9 protein-coding genes are annotated in these 16,996 nt (G+C 42.9%); 4 read left to right on the top strand and 5 right to left on the bottom strand.

Going from position 1 to position 16,996, the window contains the following annotated elements:
* Positions 1–89 precede the first annotated feature (89 nt).
* A complete protein-coding gene (gene gatA, locus CDG76_RS23215) occupies positions 90–1,550 on the top strand; it encodes an Asp-tRNA(Asn)/Glu-tRNA(Gln) amidotransferase subunit GatA (RefSeq protein ID WP_094351273.1) in 1,461 nt (486 codons plus the stop codon).
* Positions 1,551–1,648: 98 nt separating this feature from the next.
* On the opposite strand, the gene CDG76_RS23220 is transcribed toward gatA, so the two are convergent.
* Entirely contained in the window at positions 1,649–2,113 is a 465-nt protein-coding gene (locus CDG76_RS23220) for a helix-turn-helix domain-containing protein (RefSeq protein ID WP_094351274.1), read from the bottom strand.
* 293 nt (positions 2,114–2,406) lie between these two features.
* Positions 2,407–7,800 carry a Calx-beta domain-containing protein gene (locus tag CDG76_RS23225; RefSeq protein ID WP_094351275.1) on the bottom strand — a complete coding sequence of 1,798 codons (5,394 nt, stop codon included), beginning with the start codon at positions 7,798–7,800 and terminating at the stop codon, positions 2,407–2,409.
* 297 nt (positions 7,801–8,097) lie between these two features.
* Here CDG76_RS23225 and CDG76_RS38545 point away from each other — a divergent pair, with 297 nt between their 5' ends.
* From CDG76_RS38545 to CDG76_RS23235, 3 genes are all read left to right on the top strand, one after another.
* Positions 8,098–8,292 carry a hypothetical protein gene (locus tag CDG76_RS38545; protein WP_223265341.1) on the top strand — a complete coding sequence of 65 codons (195 nt, stop codon included), beginning with the start codon at positions 8,098–8,100 and terminating at the stop codon, positions 8,290–8,292.
* A gap of 27 nt (positions 8,293–8,319) precedes the next feature.
* Entirely contained in the window at positions 8,320–9,447 is a 1,128-nt protein-coding gene (locus CDG76_RS23230) for an acyltransferase family protein (protein WP_094351276.1), read from the top strand.
* Between the two features lie 265 nt (positions 9,448–9,712).
* Positions 9,713–10,417, top strand: a complete 705-nt coding sequence (locus CDG76_RS23235) for a CAP domain-containing protein (protein ID WP_094351277.1) — start codon at positions 9,713–9,715, stop codon at positions 10,415–10,417.
* A gap of 138 nt (positions 10,418–10,555) precedes the next feature.
* Here the strand turns inward: CDG76_RS23235 and CDG76_RS23240 are convergent, their stop codons facing one another.
* The 3 genes from CDG76_RS23240 to CDG76_RS23250 all read right to left on the bottom strand — a co-directional run bounded on the left by CDG76_RS23240 (position 10,556) and on the right by CDG76_RS23250 (position 16,969).
* Positions 10,556–11,938, bottom strand: a complete 1,383-nt coding sequence (locus CDG76_RS23240; protein ID WP_094351496.1) for a carotenoid oxygenase family protein — start codon at positions 11,936–11,938, stop codon at positions 10,556–10,558.
* Positions 11,939–12,069: 131 nt separating this feature from the next.
* Entirely contained in the window at positions 12,070–15,261 is a 3,192-nt protein-coding gene (locus CDG76_RS23245) for an efflux RND transporter permease subunit (protein ID WP_094351278.1), read from the bottom strand.
* Positions 15,262–15,382: 121 nt separating this feature from the next.
* Positions 15,383–16,969 carry an efflux RND transporter periplasmic adaptor subunit gene (locus CDG76_RS23250; RefSeq protein ID WP_094351279.1) on the bottom strand — a complete coding sequence of 529 codons (1,587 nt, stop codon included), beginning with the start codon at positions 16,967–16,969 and terminating at the stop codon, positions 15,383–15,385.
* Positions 16,970–16,996 lie beyond the last annotated feature (27 nt).

Consider the following 16,996-nt stretch of genomic DNA (forward strand, 5'->3'; position numbering starts at 1 on the left):
ATAAGCAATTGCCCAATACCCAATAACCAATACCCAATATCGACCAATATGTACTAGAATCAGTGATTTGAGTCACAAAGAGAGCAATCATGGCATCCATCCGCGAGTTGCACCAACAGCTGGTTAAAAAAGAACGTTCTGCCGTTGAAATTACCCAAGAAGCTTTAGAGCGCATTCAAGCGTTAGAGCCGAAATTGCACAGCTTTTTATGTGTGACGGCAGATCGGGCATTAGAGCAGGCGGGTGCTGTGGATGCCAAAATTGCAGCAGGAGAAGAAATTGGGCTGCTAGCGGGCATTCCTGTGGGTATCAAGGACAATATGTGTACCAAGGGAGTTCCTACCACCTGCGCCTCCCGGATTTTGGAAAATTTTGTGCCGCCTTATGAATCAACGGCGACGCAAAAACTGGCAGATGCTGGGGCGGTAATGGTAGGCAAAACCAACTTGGATGAGTTTGCAATGGGTAGTTCCACAGAAAACTCTGCCTATCAAGTCACGGCTAATCCTTGGGATTTGTCACGAGTTCCAGGTGGTTCTTCAGGGGGTTCGGCGGCGGCGGTGTCTGCCCAAGAATGTGTAGTTGCTCTCGGTTCTGATACTGGCGGTTCGATTCGCCAACCTGCATCTTTTTGTGGTGTGGTGGGGATGAAACCCACTTATGGTTTGGTTTCTCGTTATGGTTTGGTGGCTTACGCTTCGTCTTTGGATCAAATTGGGCCATTTGGAAACACAGTAGAAGATGCGGCAATATTATTAAGTGCGATCGCAGGTTACGATCCCAAAGACTCTACTAGCCTAAAAGTTGCCATTCCCAACTATGCTGCTAGCTTAAAACCAAACTTCAAACCCAGAGGTCAGCTGAGAATTGGTATCATTAAAGAAACTTTTGGTGAAGGTTTAGACCCTGTAGTGGAACAAGCTGTTACCAAAGCAGTAGATCAACTACAAAGCTTGGGAGCGGAAATTCATATAATTTCTTGTCCCCGCTTTCGCTATGGCTTACCCACCTACTACATCATCGCCCCATCCGAAGCATCAGCAAACCTGGCTCGTTACGATGGCGTGAAATATGGGTATCGCGCTCCTGATGCCGATAATCTGCTATCAATGTACACTCGTACCCGTGCTGCTGGTTTTGGTACAGAAGTAAAACGCCGGATTATGATTGGCACTTACGCCCTTTCGGCTGGCTATTATGACGCTTACTACCTGAAAGCGCAAAAAGTCCGTACTTTGATTAAACAAGACTTTGAAAAGGCTTTTGGCGCGGTTGATGTGTTAGTTTGTCCCACATCTCCCACTACAGCATTCAAAGCAGGGGAAAAAACTACTGACCCCTTGAGTATGTATTTAACTGACTTGATGACTATTCCTGTGAATCTTGCTGGTTTACCCAGTTTAAGTTTGCCATGTGGTTTTGACGAACAGGGGCTACCGATAGGATTACAGCTAATTGGCAATGTTCTGCGAGAAGACCTACTGTTTCAGGTAGCTTATGCTTATGAGCAATCTACTACTTGGCATCTGCGTAAACCGCAAATATCTTGAAAATTGTCATTGGTCATTTGTCATTGGTTCTTAATTCTTCTCCTCTACTCATTAGAGACGCGATTAATCGCGTCTCTCCACTCTTTCTGCTTTTTTGGTCATTTGTTAGTCTGATTACTGACTATTGACTGTTGATTATTATCTTCTGGAGTCAGCGATTCAGCTGTAAGCTGTGGATTAAGTATATGAAGAAGACCAGCAGATGCACCGACCAATAATAAAATATAGGTCAGAACAAGAGGTATGTATGTATTTTGTTTGTTGTCTGAATTGTGGTGAGCATTTTTAGAATCTTGACAGACAACATTGCTTATAAGGCTGTACGATAAAGCATTTCCATCCAGCCCTAAAGCATCTCCATAACGACGGATGAATCCTTGCAGAAAAATCGGCTCAGGCAATTCTTCAAATCGATCTTCTTCTAACGCTTGCAAAATACCTACTCGAAGCATTGTCTGAGAGGCTATTTCTTCTATGCGGATAGATTTTTCTTGTCTTACTTGTCGCAAGCGTGTGGTTATTTCCTTTAGTTGCTCTACTTGAGCTTCATTTAAGAGCGTCACAGTCTTCTCCTGTATGGGCTAATTCTACTATTCATTGAGAAGACTTCAATCCGCATACGTAATTTTACTGAATATTTGATTTTAGGATAAATTTTTTTGGGAATGGCTTAATCCTGGATTGTAAAATGCTAGCCAAGGTTAGCTAAGTATACTTTTTGTTATATATAATACTTTTCATACGAGAAAATGGGCGCAAAAATTAACAAGCCGCAACTTATAATACAAGTATTATCCCAACGCCTACTCTGGGCTGGGATAATTGCAGCGATCGCTAATGTTCTGCTCAATAACGATTAGTCATCATTCTTGATTGTGCCAACTCCTTGGTTATTATTAAATGTGGCATTTGCTGCACCATAGATATTGACAAAAAATGTTTCATTGGGTTCAACTTTATTATCACCTCTGACGCCAATACTAATAACTTTGCTGGTTTCGCCATAGTCAAAAATAATTGTCCCCAGCCCAAAATTGTAATCCGAGTCAGATTCTTTAGCAGTACCATCACTCGTACTGTAATTTACAATCACCCGTTGATAAAATTCATTCGAGAGAGTGACGACAAAATTGGCATTAGTTATCATTCCTGTTGTGCCTTCTTTGACTAATACATCTGCAATGCTAATGGTGGGGGGAGCATCATCATTTGTGATAGTAGCCACTCCCAAGCTATCAGTAATCGTAGTGTTTGTAGCGCCGAAGAGATTAACAGAAAATGTCTCGTTGGTTTCAGCTTTATTATCACCGATGACACCAATGCCAAGAGTTTTGGTGGTTTCGCCAGGATTGAAAACGATTGTCCCGGAAGCAGAGTTGTAATCAGAGTCAGAAGTTTTCGCAGTGCCATCACTAGTGTTGTAATTTACAGTAACCTGCTGTAAACTCGGTGCGGAGAGAGTGACGATAAAGTTAGCATTAGTTGTTGTGCCTGTGTTACCTTCAGCAATTGAGACATCCGAGATACTGACAGTTGTTGGGTTGTCATCATCAATGATGGTAGCAACTCCTAAACTATCTGCGATCGCGGCATTTGTCGCGCCTGAAAGATTGACAGAAAATGTCTCGTTGGCTTCACTTTGGTTATCGCCTATGACGCCAATACTAAGAGTTTTGCTAGTTTCGCCAGGAGCAAAAATAATCGTTCCTGAATCAGAGTTGTAATCAGAGTCAGCAATTTGGGCAGTGCCATCACTCGTGTTGTAATTTACAGTAACCTGCTGATAACTAGGATTGGAGAGACTGATAGTAAAGTTAGCATTACTTGTTGTGCCTATGTTACCTTCAGCAATTGAGACATCCGAGATGCTGATAGTTGGTTGGTTATCATCGTTGATGATAGTACCAACTCCTAAACTGTCTGCGATCGCGGCATTTGTTGCACCCAAAAGATTGACGGAAAATGTCTCGTCAGTTTCAAATTTGTTATCGCCTAGAACACCAATGCTAAGAGTTTTACTAGTTTCGCCAGGATTGAAAGTAATCGTTCCTAAAGCAGAGTTGTAATCAGAGTCAGCAGCATTAGCAGTACTATCACTCGTGTTGTAATTTACAGTAACCTGCTGAGAACTGGGATTAGAAAGACTGATAGTAAAGTTAGCGTTAGTTGTTGTACCTGTGTTGTCTTCAGTAACAGAGACATCTGAGATAGTAATAGTTGGTTGGTTATCATCGTTGATGATGGTAGCAACTCCTAAACTATCTGCGATCGCGGCATTTGTTGCAGCCGAAAGATTGACAGAGAATGTCTCGTCAGTTTCAGTTTGGTTATCGCCGATGACGCCAATACTAATAACTTTGCTCGTTTCCCCAGGATTGAAAGTAATTGTCCCTAAAGCAGAGTTGTAATCAGAGTCAGCAACTTGAGCAGTACCATCACTCGTGTTGTAATTTACAGTAATCTGTTGAGAACTAGGATTAGAAAGACTGATAGTAAAGTTAGCATTAGTTGTAGTAGCTGTATTGCCTTCAGTAACAGAGACATCTGAGATACTGATAGTTGGTTGGTTGTCATCATCAATGATGGTACTAACTGCTAAATTATCTGCGATCGCGGCATTTGTCGCAGCCGAAAGATTAACAGAAAATGTCTCGTTGGTTTCAGCTTTGTTATCACCGATGACACCAATGCTAATAACTTTGCTCGTTTCCCCAGGATTGAAAGTAATCGTCCCAGAAGCAGAGTTGTAATCAGAGTCAGCAACTTGAGCAGTACCATCACTCGTGTTGTAATTTACAGTAACTTGCTGATAACTAGGATTGGAGAGAGTGACGATAAAGTTAGCATTAGTTGTTGTGCCTGTATTGCCTTCAGAAACTGAGACATCCGAGATGCTGATAGTTGGTTGGTTATCATCGTTGATGATGGTAGCAACTGCTAAACTATCTGCGATCGTGGCATTTGTCGCACCCAAAAGATTGACAGAAAATGTCTCGTCAGTTTCAAATTTGTTATCGCCTAGAACACCAATGCTAAGAGTTTTACTGGTTTCGCCAGGATTAAAAGTAATCGTCCCTAAAGCAGAATTGTAATCAGAGTCAGTAGCGTTAGCAGTGCCATCACTCGTGTTGTAATTTACAGTAACCTGCTGAGAACTGGGATTAGAAAGACTGATAGTAAAGTTAGCGTTAGTTGTTGTACCTGTGTTGCCTTCAGTAACTGAGACATCTGAGATGCTGATAGTTGGTTGGCTATCATCGTTAATGATGTTTACTGTAGCCGAACTGTTAGTAATTGTGGAATTTGGCGCTCCAGTTATGAGGCTGGGGTTACTCAGGATAACAGTAATGTCTTCATTGAGTTCAAATATGTTGTCACCCAAAACATTAGCTGTAATTGTCTTTGTGGTTTCCCCAACAGCGAAGCTTAAAGTCCCAGATGCAGCAGTTCCTCCACCCGTAACCTGAATATTGCTATAGTCACTGCCAAAAGTTGCCGCACCACCAAAAGCATAATCTACGGTGCTAGCCACGCCAATACCACCACTGCGAGTAGCCGTGAAGGTAATAGCTTGAGTACCGCTATTACCTTCAGTTAAAGTTGAAGTGGGAGTGGAAATTGCATATTGAATCGCATCATTAGCAGCAATAGTTAGAGTAGTTTCAGTTATTGTCCCCAAATCAGCCCCTGTTAGCGTGCCGAAGTTGAGTACAACTGTTTCTGCATTCTCAGGTAAATCGTCTGGGTTAATAGTAAAAGTAATTAGCTGTGTTAAATTTGCACCTGTTGCCCCAGCAGTAAAGGAGATGGTAGTGGGGGAAAAAGTGTAATCGTTGCCACTAGTCGCCGTACTACTGTTTTTGACGACAATAGGAATTGTGACAGCCGTTTCAGGAGAGGCATTTAAGGTAACAGAAATAGTTACTGTAGTGGCGGTACTATCTTCTGTTGTATTGTACGTAGCAGCACCAAAGTTGACTTTTGGAAGCACATATTCAAATGCTCCAATGTCAATTCTGCCGCTTTCAATACGGTTAAAATCTGTGCCGCGTTGGTCGGTATTTAAGCTACCATTGTAAGCCGGATCGCCAGCATTCCTGGCAGGACTGTTAAAGTATAGAGCATGAGTTTGTGTAGAACCACCGTAATCTCCTAACGGTTTGAGTCCGGGGTTGGGGTTAATAATATCTGTACCCGTACCCAAAGTCCCCGATATTTTACCAGCAATTTTGCCAATCAGGTTGTAAGCATTACCATTGAAGTTGCTACCATAGACATCGGGTGCATTATTACTTAAATCAATATTGCCAGCAATGATGCTATTGCTGATGCTCCAAGTACCAGCAGATCTATAAATGCCGCCACCATTACCTGTGTTATTGTTATCGCTATCAGCGGTGTTGCCAAATATAGTGCTATTACTTACGGTGCCACCGCCAGAATAGATACCGCCGCCGTTGACTTTTACGGTGTTACTGGAAACAGTGCTATTAGTAAGTGTGGTAATGGTGCTGTAGATGCCGCCGCCATTAGTGTTCGCTGTGTTGCCAGAAATAGTGCTATTACTAGCTGTGACACTACTAGTGCTGTAGATGCCGCCGCCATTAGTGTTCGCTGTGTTGCCAGAAATAGTGCTATTACTAGCTGTGACACTACTAGTGCTGTAGATGCCTCCTCCAAGGGTCGCTATGTTGCCAGAAAGATTACTATTGCTGACTGTGACACTACTAGTGCTGTAAATGCCGCCACCGTTGCTACTGCCTGCATTTCCCTCAGTTATCTTCAATCCATCAATTGATAGCGAGGCACTAGCATTAAAAATACGGGAAGTATTGTTACCACTAATGGTGAGTTTATTCGCCCCAGTTCCTTGAATGATCACTCCTTCAGTGATATTCAATTCCCCAGAAGTGAGGGTAATAGTGTCGGGGGTAGCATCACCGAATATCCCAGTCGGATCAAAGATAATTGTCTCAATCCCTGGATCGTTATTGGCATTGATAAGAGCTTGCCTTAACGAGCCAGTACCACTGTCATTGATGTTAGTTACTATGTAGGTGGTGTTCTCTACTTTGATAGATACATCGTCAATGGCTAAACCATGATCGTTGCTTCCATCATCTATATCTTCCCAACGCAATATAATCTCTTCACCGTTAGCAATTGGGGTCGCTAGATTAAATATTACAGGCGTTATAACAACTCGATTGGCAATCAAATTCCCATTCAGGGCACCCACGGTTGCAGTTGCAATTGGCCCGGTGAAATCTAGCGAGGTGACAGGCGTCCATGTTCCTGTTGTTAAACTTGTGATAGTTGACCCAGTTTGATAACTGAATTTCAACTGTTGCTGTGATGTATTACCACCATTACGCCATTGTTCACCTGTGTAACTTACTTGCAACTTAGTAATTGCTAAACCTGTGTTGTTTTGGAGGCGCAACCCATAATAAATAGTTCCTGTAGTACCAGAAGCTAGAGAACCAAGTGCCCGGTCTGGGTTATTAGCACTACCAAAACTGTACAATCCACCTGTGTTATTACTGCCAGTACCAGGGCTGTAAGTTGTTCTCGTAGAATACCAGCCCGAAATAGTTGAATCATTAACCCAAGCTGGTGTTCCAGAAATAGCTAATGAGTTAAAGTTTTGAGAGTATGTGCCAGTAAAAGTAGCTGGCAAAATCGATTGGTAAGCCTGTATTACTTCAGGTCGAAATGCCAGGGAAGCCTCAATTTTCCCTGTCTTCACTTCTAAATCCCAGTCGCCACCTAAAGCTGCACTTCCGGTTTTGTCAGTGGAAGCGGCAACATCTGCTCCAGTAATTTGGCTAATCTGCTGTACAAATTTTGTGCCTTCACCGCTGGCTACATCACAGCCATAAAGTAGGATGTCAGCTTTATCAGTTAAAGCACTTGCCCACTTTTGTAACTGATTTTTGTAGCTATCCAGATTGCTAAGGTTGAAGTTGATTGACCCTAGTTGCAAACTCCCCACACTTCCGTGGGAAACAATGTGAATTGATTGAACTGAATTGGATTGACGTTTTGCTAGAAAGTCGGTGATTTGTGCTAACCCGTCTCTATTGGCATCAAGAATAACAACTTCACTACCGAGTGTGATACCAGCCATTAAGCTTTGGTAATCTATAACTTTTGGATCTATAAAAACAATATTTGTGCTTGCATCTATTAATTTTATAGTAGACTTGTTTCTGGTTTTAGGATGATAATTTTCTGGCTGTTTTATCATAATTATTATTCCTTAAATACAATTTATGAGCTTTGTCTTAGTAATATTTATCGTGCAGAACAAAATAGAAAGTGAATGACTCTGCATTCGCTTTCATTCCCAAATTAAATCGGTAATTAAACCTTTTATCTAATGAGACAAAACCGCGATATTTTTAGTTTTTATATAAGCAAGCACGCCTTGAGTAAAGTTAGCTGTTTTTTTTATCACAGCTTTTGTTTATAGCAATTTATACTAAGCCTAGTGACAATACAACTGCATTTTTACTTAAATAACGATGGAGAGATTGATTGAAATTTGAGTATATCTAGCTTTATTAACAGTTCTGGTACTACCAATCCTTTTTGGATAGCTAAAACTGTGGTCTGGATGCGATCGCCTACTTCTAATTTGGTACAAGATACTATAGGCAGGAACCTTGATGAAAAACTATATTTGGTAAGTAGACCTATAAATTTTGCTTGCTTACCTGCATCAAGCGGAGTACTTTAGATACTCATGTAACATAAAATTCCGCTTATGCGCCTGACTTCACTGGATGTTTTTCGCGGCATTACCATTGCTGGAATGATTCTCGTTAATATGGCGGGTGTCGCAGATGATGTATATCCTCCCTTAGCCCACGCCGATTGGCACGGCTGCACACCAACGGACTTGGTATTTCCCTTCTTTCTCTTCATTGTCGGTGTAGCGATGACTTTCTCGCTGTCAAAATACAGCGAAGGCAATAAACCAACCTCAGTTGTTTACTGGCGGATATTACGCCGCGCCGCCATTCTATTTGCTTTCGGTTTACTACTAAATGGCTTTTGGAATCAAGGTATTTGGACTTTTGATTTGAGTAGTATCCGCATTATGGGAGTGTTGCAGCGCATCAGCCTTACCTATCTGCTGGCTTCTCTAGCTGTTCTCAACCTTCCGCGCAAAGGTCAATGGATATTAGCAGCAGTTCTACTCATTGGCTACTGGCTAACGATGATATATGTAGCAGTGCCAGAATATGGTGCGGGAGTTTTGACGCGAGAAGGTAATTTCGGCGCTTATGTTGACCGCCTGATTATTCCCAAAGCACATTTATACAAGGGTGATGGTTTCAACTTTATGGGAGATCCAGAAGGCCTTTTCAGTACTATTCCCGCGATAGTAAGCGTCCTCGCTGGCTACTTCACAGGTCAATGGATACGCAGTCAACCTGTACAGTCACGTACAAGTATCGGTTTAGGATTATTTGGAGTCGGTTGCTTAATTATCGGTTGGGCATGGGGGTGGACATTCCCAATTAACAAAAAGTTGTGGACAAGTTCTTATGTAGTATTTACAACAGGTTGGGCGTTACTATTACTAGCAGCTTGTTATGAACTTATCGAAGTACGGCTGATGCGTCGCTGGAGTAAACCTTTTGAAATTATGGGCTTAAATGCGATCGCTCTTTTCGTTGCATCGGTTTTGTTAATTAAAATTTTAGTCAAAACTACTATTGGTACTGGCAAAGACGCTCCCAGTACCTACAATTGGATTTACCAGAATTTTTTCGCATCTTGGGCGGGAGTGCTGAATGGTTCCCTGTTATTTGCCTTAGTCACCGTGTTGTTGTGGTGGGCTGTTGGTTTTCTGATGTATCGGCAACGCTGGTTTCTGAAAGTATAAAAAAGATTTTTGTTCTTATTTACGTTTTAGTGTTTGTAATGTTACAACAGGTGTTAAGTGATAGATTTATAACACTTTAGGAACAAAGGCAATCGCAACTTTATCAATATTATTGGCGCGTTAATCTGCGCTTTCTTTAGCGAACTCACTTAATTCCTGATATTGTTTCTAACGGCAGAAGCGTCTACAGACTTATCTGTGCGTTTAAAATTCTTATTTCTTCTAATTCACTAAATTAATCCATAGAAAAATTGTGAGGTAATCGATGCGTCGCATAAATTTTTGGGTATTTTTGCCAATTACCTTAATATTTGGCTGCTCAGATCAACTGTTTCAATCTAACCCGTCTGTAGCCAACTCTAACCCAGCAGTAGTTGAACAAACTAGTCCAACTTTATTAGCAAAAGCGAGTTACCTTTCATCGTTAGAACAACAGGTAATTGTTGAAACAAATAAGGTAAGAACAAATCCTAAAGCATACCTCCCAATTCTGGAAAACTATAGAAAGCGCTTTGAGGGGAACCGAGTCAAAATTTCTAATAATACTTATCTGCGAACTCAAGAAGGAGTTAAAGCAGTTGATGAGGCGATCGCATTTCTCAAATCAGCACGTCCTATAGGAGCATTGAGTGCATCTAAAGGTATGTCTTTAGGAGCAAAAGACCACGTAAAAGACCAAGGCCCAAAAGGTGCTATAGGTCACGATGGTAGTGATGGTAGCAACCCATTTACTCGCATCAACCGCTATGGTACATGGCAAACAACCGCAGGCGAAAATATCAGTTATGGGCCAAACAGCGCTCAAGATATCGTTATGCAGTTAATTATTGATGATGGTGTGCGCGATCGCGGCCATCGAAAAAACATTTTTAATGGTGCTTTTAAAGTCTCTGGTGTTGCTTATGGAACTCACAAATCATATAGAACAATCTGCGTGATTGACTACGCTGGGGGGTATAGGGAAAAATAATTTGCGATCGGCAATAGAGAGGATTCTACCTGGAGATTAGAAATCGCGGTTACACAAAGCAAGTTCACCTGCCAAAGAATTTGAAACCCGCCTAAGCGGGTTTCGTCTGTGTAGACGCGATTTCTAACTACCCATTTGCTATTCTTTGGCAAACCAAGCACCATGAAACCCATAAGGCACTCGTTGGGGAATTATCACCCGCGCTACAGGTTTAGCCATCACATCTTGAGCATTCAGCACTACTAATTCTGAAGTGTTTGAATTCTCATCGTGGACGAAAGTCATCAGCCAACCATCATCCTCAGCCGTTGCACCAGGACGCGGCGCAAACACAGTTTCACCGCTATAGCGTCCCTGTCCAAATTCATGTATTTGGGATTTTCCATTGCTGAAGTCGTATTTGATGATACCGTCAAATAAAGGTACGGGACTGTTTGCCGCTTTGTTAGTGTAGCCATATCGGTTTTGTCGCCCCAATCGGTTTTCGTTGACGCGGGGAAATTCCGAAGCGACATCATCCAGCATTTCTTCACGTACTGTCCCCGTGCTGAGGTTAAATCGCCAGCGATGCAAACGGGGAATATTTGCGTTTGGATCGGGTTGCGAATCATCAGAACTCAAAACAGTTGTAGAACTCATGCGACACGCAATCAGCACTACTTCGTCTCCCTCTTCGTAAGCGTTGAGGGTATGAAAGACGTAGCAAGCAGGACTTTCAAACCAGCGGATATTACTGTTGTCACCGTGACGTGGTACGATACCGAAACGACTAGAGCGATCGCGCTCAAACATCATTATAGGTTCTCCCCGTTGCGATCTCTCTGGGTTAAAAGTCAGTGGCAAATCCATGAAAATTGTGTAGTTTTCAGTGATGGCAAAATCGTGCATCATCACGCCTATTGGCAGTTCAATTGGCACTGTCCGCAACAATTCGCCTTGTGCTGAGACCACACTATATTTCAGATACGGTGGCGCAAACAGAGAATAGCCAAAGAAGATCATTTCCCCTGTAACGGGGTCTACCTTGGGATGCGCTGTGAAGGCAGAAACCAGCTTGCCATTGTAGGTGTACTCGCCAATGCTTTCTAATTCAGGCAGTTTAATGGCATGAGGTTTACCTCCCTCGTTCAGCGCCAACATTTGACCAGCGTGCCACACTAAGGCAGTATTGGCAGTATTTTTGTAAGCACCGTAAGGATTATCCATCTGTGGTGGTTCTAACAACCCACTCCAGATAGCTTTACCCGCTTCTCGTTCTTTTTTCCATCCGGCTGTCTGGACATAGCGGTTACGATAAGTGGCTATGCCGTTGCTAATTTGCACACCATGCAACATCCCATCCCCATCAAACCAATGATATTGAGCGATAGGCGTCCATTGAGGGTTAGGGCCATTCCGCACAAACATCCCTGATAGGTCAAGCGGTAATTCACCGATGACTGGCAATTTGTCGGTGGTAATTTCTTCATGGACTGGAGCAAAATTGCCATCGAGATAGGGATTGACTGCTATTGTTACCATTGTCTTGATTTCAGCGTACATTCGTACTATACATTCTGGTTTGTTATCATGCCCACATGGAAATTTTGAGGGCCTTGTAGAATTTTTGCAAGTCCCTAAATTCATTTGCTTCAATCGATAACGAAAGATAATCAATCCTCAGCTTTTTTTGAATATACAGCAGTGCTACCATTCAATGACACTGCTTCTACTGGTACTTCTTGATGCCGATTTGGTTTGATAAATTGCTCTGTTGTCGTTTTAATCACGATATACAAAATCGGGACGACAAACAAACTCAAGAAAGTAGCGATTAACATCCCACCAAAAACTGCTGTTCCCAAAGATTGCCGACTTCCTGCACCAGCACCTGTAGCAACAGCTAACGGAAAAATCCCTAAAAGTGTAGAAAAGCCAGTCATCAAAATTGGACGTAACCGTTCTTGTGAAGCCTCAATTACTGCTTTAGTAATTGAAAGACCTTGCTCTCGTAATTGGTTAGCAAATTCCACAATCAAAATCGCGTTCTTACTAGCTAAACCGATCAACATTACTAGACCAATTTGACAGTAAACATCATTAGCAAAGCCCCGCATTGATTGAGCTATGAGCGCTCCGAAGATAGCTAAGGGAACTGATAACAGAATGATAAAGGGGTCAACATAGTTCTCGTATTGAGCGGCTAGTACCAAAAACACAAAGATTAATCCTAATCCAAAGATCAGGGGTGCTAAACTACCAGAATCTATTTCTTCTAATGCAGTTCCTGACCATTCATAACCATAACCTGCTGGTAAAACTTCTTTAGCAACTTGTTCCATTGCTTTAATTGCGTCTCCAGAACTAGAGCCAGGGGCGGCAGCACCATTAATTTCAATTGAGCGGAACAGATTGTAGTGATTTATCGTTTGCGCTCCCACCGTCGAAGTAACTGTGACTAAGTTACTCAAAGGAATCATTTGATTTTTTTGAGAACGAACGTATAGTTTGCCAATATCTTTTGGGTTGGACCGAAACTGTTGATCTGCTTGAATATATACTCGGTAATTGCGCTGCTGGAGATTGAAATCATTCACATATTGCGATCCCAAAGCAGTTTGTAATGTACTGAAGACATCATCTATGGAAACTTGCAATGCTTTGGCTTTATTGCGGTCTACTTCCACAAGTAATTGTGGTGTATCTGCGGCAAATGTACTAAATACAGCCTGTAATCCTGGTGTTTGATTGGCGCGACCTAGCAACTGACCCATTGACTGGACTAGATTTTGTAAGCCACTGTTACCTCTGCGGTCTTGCAGTTGAAAGACAAAGCCACCAAAGTTGCCTAAACCCTGAATTGGTGGCGGATTCACAGGAAATACCCTGGCTTCTGGGATTGCCAATAACTTCCCTTGCAAGCTGCCAATAATCGCCTGTACTGATTGATTGGGTTTTGAGCGCTCGTCCCAAGATTTTAAAGTTGTAAATATGATGCCACTGTTAGCTGTGCTACCACTAAAACCAAATCCTCCGATCGCAAAAGTCCCCAGTACTTCTGGAATTTGGAGAATTTCTTTTTCTACCTCTGCAATCACATCGCTGGTATATTGCAGCGAAACTCCTTGAGGCCCTTGGATAATTGTGATGAAGTAGCCTTCGTCTTCATCGGGTAGAAAGGCGGTTGGTACTGTGGTGTACAGCCAAGCAGTCATACCCAAGGAGACGATAAACAACCCGATAATGACACTTTTGAAGCGGGTGAGAAAATTCAGCGATCGCTTATAATTATGCTGTGCCCAGTCGAGAAAGCGATTAATGTGGCCAAAAATCCAACCCAGCCAGCCTGAAGGTGTTTGTCCTTGACGCAGCAACACCCCACACAAAGAAGGTGTCAGAGTCAAAGCCAAAAAAGTCGAAATCGCAATGGAAAAGGCAATAGTAAGAGCAAATTGCTTATAAAGTGCGCCTGTAGTTCCTGGAAAAAATGCCACTGGTATAAACACCGCCATCAATACCAGTGAAGTTGCAATCACCGCCCCAAACAGTTCCGCCATTGATTCGCTGGCGGCTCGGCGAGGACTTATACCTTTATCCTTAATAAAGCGGCTAATTTGCTCCACTATAACGATCGCATCGTCTACCACCATCCCAGATCCTAAAGTTAGACCAAACAAAGTCAAACTATTCAAGGAAAAGTTAAAAACTTTGACGAAGGCAAATGTCCCAATTAAGGAAAGTGGAATTGTCAACGCTGGAATTAAGGTAGTTCGCCAGTCCTGCAAGAACACAAAAATTACAATTACAACCAGCACCACCGATTCAATCAAAGTCTTGACCACTTCTGCCAAGGACTCTTCTACAAAGGATGTCGTGTCAAAAGCTACCTCATATTTCAGCCCTGGGGGAAAACTCGGAGCTAATCGCTTTAATTCGGCTTTGACTCCCTTAGCCACATCCAAGGCATTACTGCCAGGAACTTGATAAATCCCTAAACCGACAGCATCCTTACCACCAAATCGCAGAAATGAACTGTAGTTTTCTGCACCCAGTTCTGCTCTACCCACATCTTTGAGCTTAACTAATGTGCCATCACCTTCAGTTTTGAGGACAATTTCTTCAAATTCTGATGGTTCTGTTAATCGGCTGACAGCACGCACATCAAGTTGATACCTTTGTCCTTCAGGAGCCGGTTCTTGTCCAATTCTGCCTGCACCAACTTGCAAGTTTTGTTCGGATAGGGCATTCGCTACATCTTTAGTCGTGAGTCTCCGACTAGCAAGGCGACTCGGATCTAACCACAAACGCATTGCGTAGCGGCGTTCACCAAAAATTTGAGCGTTGCTCACGCCTTTAACTCTTTTTAAAGCATCTGCTAAATAAAGGTCAGCATAGTTACTTAAGAATATATTGTCGTACTCTTTATTTTCAGGGTATAAACCAATTGCTAAGAGAATGTTGCTAGACTCTTTTGATACCCGCACTCCCGTGCGTTGCACACTCTCTGGTAGTTGCGGCTGGGCAACAGAAACACGATTTTGCACATCCACAGCCGCAATATCTTTATCCCGTGAGGAATCAAAGGTGGCTGTAATGGTACTCGTACCATCGTTACTACTGCTAGAAGTCAGATATCTGAGTCCCTCAACCCCGTTGATTTGCCTTTCTAAGATATTGGTAACGCCGCTTTCTACGACTTCTGCACTAGCTCCGCTATAGTTGGAAGTGACGGTGATTTGGGTGGGACTAATTTCTGGGAACCTAGCGATCGGCAATGTTGCAATACTGATTAATCCTATTAGAAGGATGAGGATCGCACATACCGACGCAAAAATTGGCCGCTTAATAAAGAAGTCAACAAACATAGTTTAAAAATTGGGCTTTGGGTATTTGGTATTTGGCATGAGGCATGGGGCATTGGGCATTGGTTATTTCCCTCCTGCTCCTCTGCTTCTCTGCCCCCGTGCCCTCATCTTCGCTCTTCAGTTAAGGCTTCTGGCTACCAACTTCTTGTGTTTCAGGAGTAATGGGAGCGCCATTGGTTAAGTTAAGAATGCCGGAAACAACAATTTTGTCCCCCGTTTTTAGTCCTTCGATAACTTGATAATTATTCCCCTCAATAACTCCTAATTTCACCGGTTTTTGTTGAGCTACTAAAGCTGGCGCTCCAGGTTTAGACTTTTCTTGCGGCGCTTGCGCCACAAATACAAAAGTCTCTCCACCCAAGCGAGATATTGCTGTAACTGGAATTAAGATTCCTGGACGTTCATTCCAGATCACTTTGGTTTGCACTGACTGAAGATTAAGCAGTCGATTTCTCGAATTGCCAAAGTTGGCTTTTACCAAAACTGTCTGCGAAGCGGAAGTAGCATTTGGGGAGATAAAACTGATTTTACCCGTTGCGATGGGTTTGTCTTGGACATCCAGCATTTGCACAGGTAAGCCCAAGCGCAACTTTCTGGCTTCAGTTACGGGAACGGAAATATTCAGTTCTAAAGAGTCGTTTCTGGTTAGTGTAGTCAGTTGATCTGCTTTTTCCACATAATCTCCCACTTTTGCTGGAATATCACCAACAATGCCAGTGAAAGGTGCAAGGACTTTTGTGTATTGCAGTTGGACTTGAGCGGCTTGGAGTTGTCCAGCTGCTTGAGTTACTTGCGATCGCGCTTGGGCAATTTCTTCTGGACGCGAACCATTTTCTAGTTGTCTTAAGTTTTGTTTCTGTTGTTCCAAAGCACCACCTAGCTCATTAACACTCGATCTTCTGCTTTGGCGGAGTTGATCTAAGCGTTTCTGGGCTACGACTAGGGCAGCTTCAGCACTTTGCTGTTCTTTGACATATCCTTCTAAGGTATCTTGGGAAACTGCTCCCTCTTTTCTCAATTGTGCATATCGCTTGGCGCGTGACTGTGCTAGTTCCACATCGGATTTAGCTGACTGAATTTGAGCCTCAGCCTGAGCAATTTCTTCTGGTTGCGATCCCGATTGCGCATCTCTAAAGCGAGCTTGGGCTTGGGTTAACTGCGCTCTAGCTTGGGCAACTTCTTCTTGTCGCGTACCTGCTTTGAGTTCAGCAAGACGTGCTTGGGCTTGTTGGAGTGCGCCTCTAGCTTGTAACAATTGAGCTTGGACATTATCACTTTGCAGACTAATAATGACTTGTCCTTGTTGAACGCGGTTGCCCTCTTGGATGAAAATCTCGGTAATTCGCCCTTCAACCTGTGGCTTGATGATTACTGAACGTGGAGCCTCTAAGGAGCCAATAAACTCCGAACTTTCTTGAACGGTTTCAGTTTTCACTGTCGCTAGCTTGACCGGAACTGCTCTAGGTTGAGCAGCATTTGCTTCAGCACCACCTGGTGCATTGCTAGCATTACTAGTTTGCCACCAGCGCCAACCAAAACCAACACCTGAAATTAATAGGATAATTCCCAAGATTAGAGGCCAACGCCGTTTTTCAGGTGGCTTAGGCGATCGCTGTGGCAATTGTTGCGACTCTTGACTAGAATCAGTAACAGCAGGCTGTTCTATTTCAATGGGTAAGGGAGAGTCAGGGAACTCAGAATGGGACATCTTCGTTTTCTCGTCTTGTGGATTTAG

The organism is Nostoc sp. 'Peltigera membranacea cyanobiont' 210A (assembly GCF_002246015.1).
In the GTDB taxonomy this organism is placed as follows: Bacteria; Cyanobacteriota; Cyanobacteriia; order Cyanobacteriales; family Nostocaceae; genus Nostoc.